Genomic DNA, 13,786 nt, shown 5'->3' with positions numbered 1-13,786 from the left:
ACCTACACAGGGGTAAAAATTATATTACTACAAAAATTACATCCTAATCTATCTTGCATACATGAACCAAATTGTACAACTAACACTGGTCATAAAAGACTATGATGCAGCCATTGAGTTTTACACTGAAAAACTGCGATTTCAGCTTCTGGAAGACACAAAACTTGATGAAACTAAGCGATGGGTTCGTGTGGCTCCCCCCTACTCTCAGGTAGCTCTTCTACTTGCCAAGGCTAAAAATGAAGAGCAACTTGCATCCGTTGGAAATCAAACCGGAGGAAGAGTATTTCTTTTCATGCACACGGATGATTTTGATGGCTATTATGAGTTTCTGGTGAAAAAAGGAGTGAAAATAATACGCGAACCATCAACAGAACCTTACGGAAAGGTCTGTGTATTTGCCGATCTTTACGGCAACCTGTGGGATTTGATAGAACCCACGAGAATCTAATGATATCACTTTTCATATTCAGAAGCACAAATGATTGAATACAAAGGAGCGTCCATTCAAGAACTATTTTTCAAGAAAATCAAAGAAGAGACAGATGAACATCATTTGAATCAAACCGAATTTTCTCCTTCTGAGGAAGAAATCCTAAAAAACATCTTTCTCAAACCATTTTCTGAAACCATTAATACGTATCAGTTTAAGCATGATGTAGATCTGGAGCTTAATGTACTTTTTCAACTTTCCCGCAAAGTGCATGAGGGCAATCAATTAAGTGATACACAAGAGGGAATTGTCACACATTTACGAAACAGTTCACGTCACCCCAACATCAAAGAAGGCGATCTTTTTATTGTGCGATTTAGCGATATCATGTTTGGAGGTGAACCCGTAGACGGTTTAGGCATCTTCAAAGTAGAAAAGAAAGATGCTTTCATAGAAACACCTGACTGGACCAAAGAACCTACGCTGCTTTTCAAGGAAGGGATTGGGGAGAAAAAACTGGATAAGGCTTGCTTAATCCTGTTTACACCTGAACCTTTCACGATTCTGGCATATGATAACAACAGCAGCGAGGCGGTTTATTGGAAGAATGATTTTATCAGTTTGGATTTTAAGAAAGATCATGTGAATGACACCAATCATTTCCTGCAGATGACTAAGAGCTATATCACTGATCAGATGCCTGAAGAATTTGAGGTATCGAAGACCGATCAGATTGACCTACTCAACAAATCCATTAAATACTTTAAAGGGGCTGAAGACTTTGACAAAGGTGAGTTCGAGCTTTCGGTTTTTGGACAAGAGGAACAAGCAATCAATTCCTTCCGGTTTTTTGACAAGCAGTATCAGGACGACATGGATTTGGAACTTTCTGAAAACTTCAAAATCGCCGCAAACTCAGTGAAAAAGCAGGCACGCATCTTTAAGAGTGTGCTGAAACTTGACAAGAATTTCCATATCTACATACATGGAAACAGAAAGCTGATTGAGCGAGGTGAAGATTCCGACGGTCGGAAATACTATAAGATTTACTACGATAACGAGTCTTAGGGCTTCCCTATCAAATTATTTTCATGAGATTCGAGGATTAAACTCCCATAAAGCTGACGACCCCAAACTATTCAGATAACTTAGCTAAATGAATTTGAATAATGTACGAAGGGAAGTGATGAAAACCCTCGAGAAATCGATGGATGAGTTAATGGAAAAATATTTGAAGCCAATTGAAACCATATGGCAACCATCAGATATTCTTCCAGACTCTAGCAGCCCTGATTTCATTGAAGAAATTCGCGATATCCAGGGACATTCTGCCGAAATGGATTATGATCTTTTTGCTGTACTTATCGGAGATACAATAACTGAAGAAGCCTTACCTACCTATGAATCCTGGTTGATGGACGTAGAAGGGGTCAATCAAGATGAGCAAAAAGGATGGACCCGGTGGGTCAGAGGCTGGACTGCTGAAGAAAATCGCCATGGAGACTTGCTAAGCAAATACCTCTATCTATCCGGAAGGGTAAACATGCGGGAAATGGAGCTTTCTACACATCATTTGCTGAATGACGGATTTGATATTCAAACAGCTAAAGACCCATACCGAAGCTTTATTTATACCAGCTTTCAGGAGCTGGCTACAAACATCTCCCATCGCAGAGTGGCAAGTCTGGCGAAAAAGGCAGGTAATGCCCTGCTGGCAAAAATGTGTGGTATGATTGCTTCAGACGAGTCTCGTCATGCTAGTGCATATAAGAATTTTGTCAAAAGCATCTTTGAAATTGATCCGAGCGAAGCGATGATTGCTTTTGAGGATATGATGAGAAAAAAGATTGTGATGCCAGCTCATTTTTTAAGAGAATCCGGAGGAAAGATCGGAGAGTTGTTCAAACACTTTTCGGATGCAGCTCAGCGAACGATGGTTTATACCACACAGGATTACATTGACATTCTTAATTCGCTTTTAAAAGAATGGGACATTGACAGTATCAAAGATTTGAATGCAAAAGCCGAAGAGGCAAGAGATTTCCTCATGGCTCTTCCTGACAGACTGCAACGACTATCAGAGCGTGTTCAAATACCCGAAAAGCAATATCAGTTTAAATGGATAGCTTCTTAAGAAATTAAGATCATCTAGATTTTCAATTTTCAGAAAGATGCTTTCCTACTGACTTAGTAAAGATGCTTTTTCGAAACTCTCCAGGCTTCTTCTCATTTAAAAGCCTCAGGTCTCCTCTTTCGCTTATCAGGATTCCAAAATTCTCCTCCGCCTTTTCATAAGCATCCATATTTGGATAGGTGGTCATCAGCATTAAATCAAACGGGGCTTCTGAAGTAGACTCTACTTCTACCAATTCATATGAAGTGATGTAGCCCCTTGCTGTTGCCTCTTCGCGTAACTTCAACCAGTTATTTTGATAGTAATACAAGGCTTCATCACGATTATCATTTAGAATCTGGACAAAATCTATGGTTGAAACTCTGGTTGATTGTCCAAAGGAAGTCATTACCAAGAACAGTAATACGGTAATTGAAAATACATATTTCATAATTTGACTTAATTAAGATGAGTTAAGCTTTACGAGACTTATTGTCATAAAGATGCAATTCTGTAAATGCTAAATAGGCAACATATGATAAAGCAATAGTTTAATTTAGGATAGGCAAACTGAAATCGTAAGTCATGAAAGTAATTAAAGTCATTTCCATTATTCTCGTAGCACTCCTGATCATCGGTTTTATAGCCGGTAAGGCTGCAGGAATTTCTCTACTGGCACTCAATGCTCATGACAGCATATACACGGAGGATGGACTAGCGCTAAAAGGGTATGATGTGGTTGCGCTATTCAATGATCAGGGAGCCGTGGAAGGAAGCGAAAACTTTCAAACAGAATGGATGGATGCCACCTGGCAATTCGCCAACGAAGAAAATCTGAATGCTTTCCAAGTAAATCGAGAAAAGTATATTCCAGCTGCTGGAGGTCACTGTGCCTTCGCCGTAGGCAAAGGATTTGCAGCACCAGGTGATCCTCAGTATGCGTATAAAGCAGAAAATGGCAATGTCTACTTATTCTCAAACCAAGAGGTGATGGATGACGCTATGTCAACCATCGATCAGGTGATTCGTGACACTGACATTAATTGGGAAAAGTAATTTCCTATTGCACGCCCTTTTTCCTGCTAAGCAATTTTTTCTGGTAGCGACCTTGCAGGATATCTATCACTACTAAAATGGCAATAATGAAGTAGAAAGTAGTCTTGCTCATCGGTGTGATGGGATTGCGGTAAATCTTCAAATGTGCCAGATGACCTCCTTCAGAAAGCAACATCACTCCTACCAAAAAGAGGATAAACAATCCGAGCACCTCGTAAAGTCTGTTTTTCGCTAAAAAGGTTGAGACACCATCTGATAGCCAGATCATCAATCCTCCACTAACAACAATGGCTGCAGCCATCACCCAAAACACATCACTCAGTGCCATAGCACTCAAGATCGAATCGAAGGAAAATATCAGGTTCATCAAAACTATCATCATGATCGTTTTTGTGGTACTCTGCTTTCTTTGCTCCATCCCTTCATGTTCTTCCAGATATACCAGGTGGAATATCTCTTTTACTGCTGTATAGAGAATAAATGCCCCACCAAACAGCACAATCAGACTATGCACATTGATTGCACCAGAAAGAAACTCAGAATCAAGTTCAAGGAATGGTTCCTGAAAGTATTGGATCACATTGACCAAAACGTAGAGTAGTATGATTCGTAATGCGATCGCAATACCAATTCCTACCGAGCGAACCATTTTTTGTTTCTCAGCAGGCGCCCGCTTGGATTCCAACGAAATGTAAAGCAGGTTATCAAAACCAAGAACAGCCTGCAATATGATGAGCATGATTAGGGTGAATATATTCTCTGCCATAGCGTAAAATTTAGCGAGGCAAACCTAAGCAAGTATGGATGGAGTCAAAAATTATGGATGACTCATTTGTTCAAGGAAGCCGCTAGCAGCTGATGGAAATAATGAACTCCCTGTTCACGTGAAGGAGAAAATCGACCCCCAGGATAATATTTTGATTTCAGTCCTTTATGGACGGATTCCACTACAGCCTCATCTTCTCTTTCCACTTTATCCAGCAATGCACCGGCCCCACTATGCAGCTTCGATTCATCCAGAATGTATGTGCGAAATGAAACTTTGGTCTGATTCATCGAGAGCGGTCGAACAATATTGACTGAAAGTCCCCAGGGATAGAAATTCAACATGAGGTTGGGGTAAATCCAGTAATAGTACGCCGCGATCATTTTACCTTCATCAGGGTGACCTTCAGGTAAATCAAAGCAATCAGAGGCTTCATCGCCATAGCCAACCTGCAATACATAATGATCTTCTACCTGCACTTCATAGGTGGAGTAATCCAAAACCTGATTGAGATCTTCATGAACAAATGGGATGTGAAACCCTTCCAGGTAATTATCGCAGTAAAGCGCCCAATGCGCGTTTACCAGGTATTCTTTTGAGAGGGCATCTGAATAAACCAATTCATCTGATGGAATAAATCCAACCTTTTGGTTCATCTCATCAAGCATTCGGGAGAAATCAATCTCCCCGCCCAGTTTAGCAAACAAGAGCGGGCCCCACTCAGCGGTGAGAAATTTATGCAAATCGTCACATGGGCGTGGGAAGTCCTTGGCCTGCTTAAACTCTGGCATGGATTGAAATTTACCATTTAAAGCAAACTTCCGTCCGTGATATCTACATTGCAGTCGCTTTGTTTTGGCCGGGTTTTCAGCTACCAGATTGGCTCTGTGAGTGCATACATTACTCAGGCAATGAATCTCTCCTTGCTCATCTCGAGTCAGCAACAAAGGTTCTGTGAGATATCCATCCATTAAAATGAATGGGTATACTTCTTCATTCAGCTTAACCAGCGTCTTATCACCCACATATTGCCATGAGGCGTAAAACACTTTTTCTTTTAATAAATCAAATGTCTGCTGATCATTATAAAAAGATGCCGGCAGTGTCTCAGCGCTATCAATTGCGGAATTCACCCTATATTGTGAAGGAGTACTCATGCATTCAAATCTACGCTATTTCCAATTGTACAAAACCAACCTCAATTGAGTAAGCAAAAACTTGGATTATGGACCAGCACCTCGCTTGTTGTAGGAAATTCCATCGGTGCAGGTATTTTTTTAGCTCCAGCTGTTCTTGCAACATATGGAAGCATCAGCTTGATTGGTTGGCTAATATCTGGTTTTGGGGCCTATTTCTTGGCGCAGGTCTTTATCAAATTCTCGAAAGTAGTTCCCGGTAAGAGTGGCGGACCATATACCTATTCCCGTGCCGGACTAGGTGATTTTGCCGGTTTTCAGGTAGCATGGGGCTATTGGATATCGATCTGGGCAACAAATGCTACAATAGCCATAGCACTTGTAGGTTATCTGGGTGTATTCTTTCCCATTTTGAAAGAAAGCCCAATTGCATCTGTGGTACTTGGACTTGCTATTGTATGGAGCTTAGTATGGTTGAATGCGCGAGGCATTCGTGAGGCGGGTATTTTTCAATTGATCACGACCGTATTGAAGATTTTGCCGCTGATTGCCATCAGTTTAATCGGGCTGTTTTTTATCGAGTGGAGCAACTTCAAACCCTTTAACACAGGCATAGCAACCAACTTTGAAGCTATAGCTGCCTGTACAGCTTTTACCATTTTCTCCTACATGGGCCTGGAGAGTGCGGCGGTACCTGCCGAAGATATCATTGAGCCAGATAAAACAGTAAGAAAGGCGACAATCATTGGGCTTATCACAGTGATCGTTATCTACCTCATAAGCACCTCTGTATTGATCGGGCTCTTAAGCGTTGAAACGCTAGCGAACTCTACTGCACCTTTTGCAGATGCCGCTAAAATGCTTTGGGGTCAAACGGGAGAATGGCTGGTGGCAGCCGGAGCAGTTTTTTCAACACTGGGTGCACTAAATGGATGGATTCTCATCCAGGGACAAGTGCCTGCAGTTGCTGCAAAAGACCATCTATTTCCAGCTGCCTTTAAGCGAACAAACAAGAACAATGCACCGGTAGGGAGTCTGGTGCTATCTACCGTGTTGATCTCCCTGCTAATGATCATGAACTATACGAAGGGGCTGGTAGAAGCTTTCAAATTTGCTTTACTCCTGGCTAGTATCACAGCTTTATTGGCTTATCTGTATACCTCTGTAGCCTTGATCGTTAAGCTTCATCGTGATGGTGTGAGGGGGAAGCCACTTCTCCGGCAGACCATTCTTTCAGGGATTGCCTTTGTATTTGCAGTTGGAGCAGTGATCGGGTCCGGGCAAGAAGTGGTGTTTTGGGGATTCATCCTCATCCTACTTGGCCTGCCGGTTTATGCCTTCATAAAAACATCTAAAAACAGGGTCGAGGATTAATCATAGTTGACTACCACATCAACAGGCTCAAGAGTGCTAGGTGCTAACTCCTGCACATACTCATTAATTGACTCAACACCTTTGGCCATTCTTTTCATGTATTTATTCAGATCGGTTTCAATCAACAAAATTTGGCCATCATATGAATACATGCCAACTTCATGTTTTAATGCATCCTTGTCTTTTTCAAGGTTATTTCGCTCAACACAAAATTTTCGCATAAAAGAGATAAACTCTGCTTTCGAGTGCTCATCGCTAAAGGCAAAAAGTTCATCCATCATTTTCCCATACTTTCGGGAGCTGATTTGAATCTCAGTAGTAGGATCTTTTAAAACATCCAGAACGATTGAATCGTAGTAGTGAACCATGTCTAAAATATCTAGAACTTGAGTTCTGTATTCCTCATTTGTACAAAATGCAGACAACCCATAATAAGTGGAAAGTCCTTCTGAAATTTCATCCCACTCCTCCACAAGAAAGAGGTATTCCTCCTCAAGATTTACAGTCACATATGACTGAGTCCTGGCCTCTAGTAAGGTGAAAATGCCAAAAGCGAGCAGTGTATATTTCAAATAGCTCATAGAAGTGAATTTTATACTTCAAAGCTACCGAGCCGCCCTCCTGAGCGCTATCGCAATATTTGGGTAAAAAATCTTCCACAATACTACCCAGACGGCTTTCAGTATTTATTCGGAATGATGATGCTGCTGATTTCTCCTCTTATTAGCTTAAATTCACTATACAGTGAGTGCCAGCTATTGAGTTTTCATATCAAACATATTTTACCTACTACCGACCGTTCTCTTAAGATTGAGCTTCGGTTATTCGAAATTATTCTTATACTGACAGTGTCAGTATTCTTGTTTTGGAGTGTCTACGGCTTCATTATTGGCTATGAGTATTTTGTACAAACAGTATATACCACGGGTATTTTCATTTATCTGGTACTGTACATACTTCAGAAAAAAGGAATCGGATTTAGAAAACTTTCCCTTACCTATTACTATTTGGCGCTTCTACTGATTGGCATATCCTGGTTCCCTTCCGGTGGTCTTAAAGCAGCAATCCCTACTTTTCTAGGATTGGTCTATCTATCCGGTCTTTTGGTTTTACCACTAAAGGATTACCTCGTTTTCATTATTGTCACCTTTGGGATGGTCCTGGGGTTGATTTTGTATGAAATTAAGTACCCGGACGCACCGGCACCCTATTTAAGCGAAGAGCTGCTTATTCAGGATATAGCAATTTCTACTTTAACATCATTGGTGATTATGGGGATTTGCTTGTTTATTTTCAAACGAACCTACATTGATGACCGAAGGCTTTTAAGAAAAAATAACAAAGAGCTCGAAAAGGAAAAACTTAAGGCAGAATCTGCTGATCAGGCTAAAACAACTTTTTTAGCAACCATCTCACACGAAATGCGCACCCCGCTAAACGGGATTGTGGGTATGACGGAATTGCTCACCAAAACTGATCTCAACAAAGAGCAGCAAGAGCTGGTGGAGAGCCTGGGATACAGTAGTAATATTCTACATGGACTAATCAGCAACGTTTTAGATATTACCATTATTGAAGCTGGTAAATTGGAATTACACATGAGCTCCTTTTCATCTCAAAAGGAATTCAATGCGCTTTGGAGGGTTTTTGAGAAAAAAATTAATGTCAATCCTGATGTTAAACTGCATCTGGAAGTTGATGACCTACTGCCTGAATATCTGAGCGGAGATCTGCCGAGAATCAGACAGGTGCTCGTTAACCTGCTTAACAATGCAATCAAGTTTACCATAAAGGGTAGTATCACTATTTCTATTTCGGTGGTTGGTCAGGCCGGAGACGTTGTTTCAGTGAAATTTTCCATTAAAGACACTGGAACCGGTATCTCCTTAGACAAACAGGCTCACTTGTTTGAAACTTTCTACAAGTCATCTGAAGAGGCTGACTATGAAGGTACGGGGCTAGGACTGCCTATTGTAGATAAGCTCGTTCGATTGATGGGGGGTACTATAGATTTTAAATCAGAACCGCAAAAAGGTTCTGAATTTTCATTCATTCTTCCTTTAGGAGTAGCTAAAAAGGAAGACCTGGAAGGTTTTGAAAAGATTGTAGTGCCAGGTTTGAGCGATCTCAAAATTCTGATTGTAGAAGATGTAGAAATCAACCGACTTGTCGCTCAGAAAATGCTAAAAACACTTGGTATAACTCATATTGAAATGGCAATAAATGGTACCGAAGGAGTTCAAAAAGCAAGCAAGCAATTTTATGACATTATACTAATGGACTTACAAATGCCTGACATTAGTGGGTTTGAAGCATCAAGACAGATATCAAGTGTATATGAAACTGAAAATCAAAAACCTATCATAATTGCACTTACGGCAAATGCTATGAAGAATAGCATGGAGGAATGTAGTGAAGCAGGAATGAGCGATTACATTTTGAAGCCCATAAAATCAGAAACACTCAAGCAAGTGTTGATGAAGTACATGAATTACTAGCGATGATCCCAGGTATAATAATGTTTTTAATTCTTCTAATTCTTTCAGGAATCCACATAAGCTGGGCTCTCGGTAGTGAATGGAGCTTCCGCTCTGTCATTCCAACCAATGAAAATGATGAACCTGTACTAAACCCCACCAGAAAAGACAGTGCATTAGTAGGAATAGGACTATTGTTTTTTGCTGTTTTCTACCTTATCAAAATTGATCTTTTGATCCTTGAAATCCCAAGCTGGGCTATAAATATCGCTTCCTGGATGATCCCATCGATTTTCCTATTTCGCGCAATTGGAGATTTCAGATATGTGGGATTTTTTAAAAAAATAACCAAAACACCATTTGCTAAAAAGGACGCTTTAGTGTACTCACCACTCTGTCTCGGTTTAGCCATTATTGGTTTCATCATTGAATTAACGTAATTTTTCAAACACCCGCAGGAAATCTGACTACTCACAAATCTCCGTATGTACCTACATCTATTAACCAAAGAGCAAATTTTATGTCAACTGAAAATACCCGATCTCTTAAATGGAAAGAGGTCTATAGTCTTGCTGCACTAAACGCAGCAGTAGTCATTAGCTGGATTGCCTATCATGAATACCAACCAATATTAATGCAAAATCTGGGGATCACCCATCTGGTTGATTTCCTGATCATCGCAAAAGCTATTATACTTATAACTATTCCTCCACTTGCTGGCTGGCTAGCTGACAGGATCATGAAAAAGAATGGCAAATACATGGTCATTTTTACTGTTGGAATTGGAGCTACGGCCATGGTTTTCATGGTGGTGGCTACACTAATCGGCACTTCAAATATCATGGATGTAAGCGGAATCATTCCGTTCATGATCGTGATCTGGCTCATTAGCATGAATTTATTTATTAGCCCTGCTAACTCTATGATCGAAGCATTCGCTCCGGCAAAACAACTTCCAATAGTCGTTGGAGTTTTATTCCTTGTTACCGAGCTTTTATATGCCCTGGAACCTGTAGTCGTAGGGCTAGTCACCTTCTTTGGGGACACACTAACGTTTGTTGTCGGCGGAATTCTAATTGGGGGGACCGGATTCATCTTTCATCGGGTATCCAGAGATGAGGTGCTGCAGCGCAAATCTGAGCTTATGCAAAATGATCGGGTTCAAAATCAATCAGTAGCTTCCTATTTAGCAATTCTTGTTGTCGGACTGCTACTAGGTGTTGGGAAAGCATTCATTGTAGAGTTTTTACCTGAGTTCTTTGATCAGAACTTCGCCGGTTTTGAGATAAGTGGAAGCGTAATTTCATTTAGCATTTTGGGAATCTGTGCTGTAGGAGGATTTTTGATTAGTAAGAAAATAGCGGATATGAACCTTCAGCGGGTACTAATTACCAGCTTCGTTGTATTAGCTTTTGGTGTTCTAATTCTGATTTTTTCAGGTAATGTCTATGTGACCATCATTTCCGCGCTCATTATCGGAGCTGCATTCACAACAATGAATATTGGCGGGCTGCCTTATGCTATCCAAAATCTGTCGGTCAGACACGTAACCTATGGTGTGGGTATTTATATTGGCGCATCTGAAGTGATTACCGGGTTGTTTGAGTATTTGTATAGATAAAAAGAAAATCCCGATAGAGATTCTATCGGGATTTCAATGAATATTACTTATATCAATCCAATTAGATTGCCGCAAGTTTAATTGCATCAACCACCTGCTGTGCTACTTCAAGTTGTCCATCCTCTGAGCTTAAATGTTCATCCTCCGAAGGATCCGAGAAAAAGCCATAATGAAGAAGCACTGCTGGACATTTTGCATTTTTCAATACATAATGCTCATATGAATACGCGACTTTGGCTTCTTTGCCACAACTTTCAAATTCACTCGCTAAGAAGTTTGCTATTTCATTGGATCGCTCTGTGAATTCGTTTCCCTCAAAAAATGTGGACATGATGAAACTCCCTTCTCCAGCATAGTTATCTGTATGAAGGGAAATGTATAAATCCGCATTTTCAGTTCTTTCCACTCTGCTCTCCAAGCTTAAAAACTCGTCGCTCTCTCGCGTTAGAATAACTTCAACCTGTCTGTTATTGTTAAGCAAATCTCTCACCCTTTTACCAATCGCTAATGAAAGAGCTGCCTCACTTACTCCCGATGGAGAGGTAGCACCAGCATCCTTGCCTCCATGTCCCGGATCAATGATCACCCTAAAAGCCTGACTTCCATTCTTGCGTTTAATTTTACTCTTCTTTTCTTGCTTGTTCTTTTCCTTCGCAGCTTTCTCTTTCTCTGCTTTAAATTTTTCCTTTTCCTTTTTCAACTTCTCCTTTTCAGCCAACAGATTGGCCTTGTGCATTGCCGCCAGCTCCTTCTCTTTCAGCATCTCTGCTTTCTCCTGCAACATTTCCGTTTTGTAAGCTTCTTTTTCAGCTCGTTGCATTTCCATCTCAGCTAATCTAAGCTCGCGTTCAGCCTGCATCATTTCCCTTTCCGCAAGTAGCTCTTCACTTTCTGAAGCTTCATAAACGCTTGCACCGGTTGATGAAGCTTTGAAATTGAAGTCCTTGATATAAAACATTGGATTCACATGCTCTCCGTCCTTGAGTACCTCATAGTGCAGATGCGGAGCAGTAGAAGTTCCACTATTTCCTGAAAGCGCGATTACATCTCCTTTCTTTACACGATCACCTTCCTTCAGCTTGAATTCCGAGAGCTGTCCATACCTTGTCTGATAAGCACCACCATGATCCAGAATCATCAGATTGCCATACCCATCCGTTTTAGCCTCTTGCTTCTTCACCACCCCATCTGCTGGAGCAATGACTTCCGTACCCATTGGACATGAAAAATCCATCCCCTTGTGCATCTTTTCAACTTTGTGAATCGGATGCATGCGTTTACCAAATCCGGAAGTCATCTTTACCTTGTCTGTTTGCTTCAATGGCAGGATTGAAGGGGTATAAGCGTCCTGATCGACTTCCGGCACATTGAAAATAGGAAGATCTAACAAAGCATCCGGTTTCATCATCTGGCCCAATTCATTCCCTACCTTTTCGATAGGTTTGATGGCCTCCTTCGTGGAAAAGGCAAAAATTACGGTGGCCAGCAATGGCAATCCAAGGGCATACTTCCACGAGCTATATTTTGTTTTTTGTTTGTTCATCATTACAATTCGTTTTTTAATTAATGAAAAATTGAAATGACTCACCAAACCTGAATAAGAGGCATTTTGTAGCTGATCGAATAGAATTTCCTGATACCCGATAGGATCTCTGAACTTCTGAATGACCGCTTCATCAGCCTGATATTCATGGATTTCAATGAGTGCGTTTCGATACCAATAAATGAAGGGATTGAACCAAAACAGCGAAACAAGAAAATCCAACAGCAGCCGGTCAATGGAATGACGCTGCTTTACGTGCACACACTCATGCGCCAGCACCTGATCAAACGCCCGACCTCCGAAGAGTTTTCCCGGGATGAAGACATTTGAAAAGAAACTAAAAGGACGCGGTTGTGTGGTTTTAAAAAGTTTAAACCATTGTTTTTTTACATATTCAGAATGTTTTTTGAGTTTTTGAAGTAGGATTAAATACATGAAAGAACGGCCAATCAAAAACAAAGCAATAGCCCCATAAATCCACGGAGAAATATCCCAAAAAGAAACATTTACTTCCTCCGTAACAGTAGCTGCCGGTATCAATTCAAACGTGTTTACAGACTCCTGCACCCACAAAAACACCTCATCGCTGTGCCAGTCCTCGACAGGCACATTTACCGGAGCTTTCATGAAGGGGATTAGGAAGCTGGAAAGCAATGAAACCAGCAAAAAGACACGATTATACATGTGTCTGGCCGTTTTTCTAAGCACCAGACGATAGAAAGCAAAGAAGATGGCCTGAATGACAATCACCTTCGCCACATATATCAATACCTCGTTCATGCCTCTCGCTGCTTTATTTGTTCATCTATCAGTTTTCTGATTTCCTGTAGCTCCTCCATGGACAAGTCCTTCTGACTGGCAAAAAATGAAGCGAATTGCTTAGCAGAATTATCGAAAAAGCTGCTCATCAGCCCATTCATGGACTGGCGGGTGTACTTCTCCTTTGAGATCAGCGGGGAATATTCCCTTGACTTCCCATGCGTTTCAAATCCGATGAATCCCTTTTTCACCAATACGTTCACTACTGTAGAAATGGTGGTGTACGCAGGTGCCGGGTCCGGATACTGCTCTACAATATCCTTGAGGTAGGCTTTTTCCAGCCCCCATAGGATCTGCATGAGTTGTTCTTCTGCTTTGGTCAATTCCTTCATATAGCAATACTATAACTATAATTATAATTATACAACTATTTTTATAGTTATGTTATTTTAAGTACTTAAAGCCGCTATATTTGAAAGGTAGATAAACGCCGTATGGCGTTTACATT

General features: G+C 40.9%; 14 protein-coding genes. 8 read left to right on the top strand and 6 right to left on the bottom strand.

Translation table 11 applies throughout. The features are described 5' to 3' along the window. Window positions 1-61 precede the first annotated feature (61 nt). The 3 genes from CHB71_RS10400 to CHB71_RS10390 all read left to right on the top strand — a co-directional run bounded on the left by CHB71_RS10400 (window position 62) and on the right by CHB71_RS10390 (window position 2,567). Window positions 62-451 carry a VOC family protein gene (locus CHB71_RS10400; protein WP_089356844.1) on the top strand — a complete coding sequence of 130 codons (390 nt, stop codon included), beginning with the start codon at window positions 62-64 and terminating at the stop codon, window positions 449-451. A gap of 30 nt (window positions 452-481) precedes the next feature. Further along, window positions 482-1,501 carry a nucleoid-associated protein gene (locus CHB71_RS10395; protein ID WP_089356843.1) on the top strand — a complete coding sequence of 340 codons (1,020 nt, stop codon included), beginning with the start codon at window positions 482-484 and terminating at the stop codon, window positions 1,499-1,501. Window positions 1,502-1,589: 88 nt separating this feature from the next. Continuing rightward, on the top strand, window positions 1,590-2,567 hold the full coding sequence (locus tag CHB71_RS10390; protein ID WP_089356842.1) for an acyl-ACP desaturase: 978 nt from the start codon (window positions 1,590-1,592) through the stop codon (window positions 2,565-2,567). A 22-nt stretch (window positions 2,568-2,589) separates the two neighbouring features. Here CHB71_RS10390 and CHB71_RS10385 read toward each other — a convergent pair whose 3' ends face one another. Beyond that, on the bottom strand, window positions 2,590-2,997 hold the full coding sequence (locus tag CHB71_RS10385) for a hypothetical protein (protein WP_221406703.1): 408 nt from the start codon (window positions 2,995-2,997) through the stop codon (window positions 2,590-2,592). Window positions 2,998-3,131: 134 nt separating this feature from the next. Between CHB71_RS10385 and CHB71_RS10380 the strand changes: the two genes are divergently transcribed. Next, entirely contained in the window at window positions 3,132-3,602 is a 471-nt protein-coding gene (locus tag CHB71_RS10380) for a YHS domain-containing (seleno)protein (RefSeq protein WP_089356840.1), read from the top strand. 4 nt (window positions 3,603-3,606) lie between these two features. Here CHB71_RS10380 and CHB71_RS10375 read toward each other — a convergent pair whose 3' ends face one another. Both CHB71_RS10375 and CHB71_RS10370 read right to left on the bottom strand, forming a co-directional pair. After that, window positions 3,607-4,368, bottom strand: coding sequence for a TerC family protein (locus CHB71_RS10375; protein ID WP_089356839.1), 762 nt, complete (start codon window positions 4,366-4,368; stop codon window positions 3,607-3,609). 62 nt (window positions 4,369-4,430) lie between these two features. Further along, window positions 4,431-5,525 carry an aromatic ring-hydroxylating oxygenase subunit alpha gene (locus CHB71_RS10370; RefSeq protein WP_089356838.1) on the bottom strand — a complete coding sequence of 365 codons (1,095 nt, stop codon included), beginning with the start codon at window positions 5,523-5,525 and terminating at the stop codon, window positions 4,431-4,433. A 45-nt stretch (window positions 5,526-5,570) separates the two neighbouring features. Here CHB71_RS10370 and CHB71_RS10365 point away from each other — a divergent pair, with 45 nt between their 5' ends. Beyond that, the gene (locus tag CHB71_RS10365; protein ID WP_179213374.1) at window positions 5,571-6,878 is read left to right on the top strand and encodes an amino acid permease; all 1,308 of its coding nucleotides are present in this window, start codon (window positions 5,571-5,573) and stop codon (window positions 6,876-6,878) included. Here the strand turns inward: CHB71_RS10365 and CHB71_RS10360 are convergent. Further along, the gene (locus CHB71_RS10360; RefSeq protein ID WP_089356836.1) at window positions 6,875-7,459 is read right to left on the bottom strand and encodes a hypothetical protein; all 585 of its coding nucleotides are present in this window, start codon (window positions 7,457-7,459) and stop codon (window positions 6,875-6,877) included. The genes CHB71_RS10365 and CHB71_RS10360 overlap by 4 nt on opposite strands. A 267-nt stretch (window positions 7,460-7,726) precedes the next feature. Here CHB71_RS10360 and CHB71_RS10355 point away from each other — a divergent pair, with 267 nt between their 5' ends. The 3 genes from CHB71_RS10355 (at window position 7,727) to CHB71_RS10345 (ending at window position 10,976) form a co-directional block, all read left to right on the top strand. After that, window positions 7,727-9,376, top strand: a complete 1,650-nt coding sequence (locus CHB71_RS10355) for an ATP-binding protein (protein ID WP_179213373.1) — start codon at window positions 7,727-7,729, stop codon at window positions 9,374-9,376. 20 nt (window positions 9,377-9,396) lie between these two features. Then, on the top strand, window positions 9,397-9,795 hold the full coding sequence (locus CHB71_RS10350) for a DUF3995 domain-containing protein (RefSeq protein WP_221406702.1): 399 nt from the start codon (window positions 9,397-9,399) through the stop codon (window positions 9,793-9,795). 80 nt (window positions 9,796-9,875) lie between these two features. Beyond that, a complete protein-coding gene (locus tag CHB71_RS10345) occupies window positions 9,876-10,976 on the top strand; it encodes an MFS transporter (protein ID WP_089356833.1) in 1,101 nt (366 codons plus the stop codon). Between the two features lie 61 nt (window positions 10,977-11,037). On the opposite strand, the gene CHB71_RS10340 is transcribed toward CHB71_RS10345, so the two are convergent. Then, window positions 11,038-13,299 carry an N-acetylmuramoyl-L-alanine amidase gene (locus CHB71_RS10340; protein ID WP_089356832.1) on the bottom strand — a complete coding sequence of 754 codons (2,262 nt, stop codon included), beginning with the start codon at window positions 13,297-13,299 and terminating at the stop codon, window positions 11,038-11,040. After that, entirely contained in the window at window positions 13,296-13,670 is a 375-nt protein-coding gene (locus tag CHB71_RS10335) for a BlaI/MecI/CopY family transcriptional regulator (RefSeq protein WP_089356831.1), read from the bottom strand. The genes CHB71_RS10340 and CHB71_RS10335 overlap by 4 nt, the downstream gene beginning before the upstream one ends. Window positions 13,671-13,786: the final 116 nt, after the last annotated feature.

It is taken from the genome of Ekhidna lutea, from assembly GCF_900188325.1.
Classification (GTDB): Bacteria; Bacteroidota; Bacteroidia; order Cytophagales; family Cyclobacteriaceae; genus Ekhidna; species Ekhidna lutea.
This window is presented reverse-complemented; position numbering and strand designations above follow the sequence as displayed.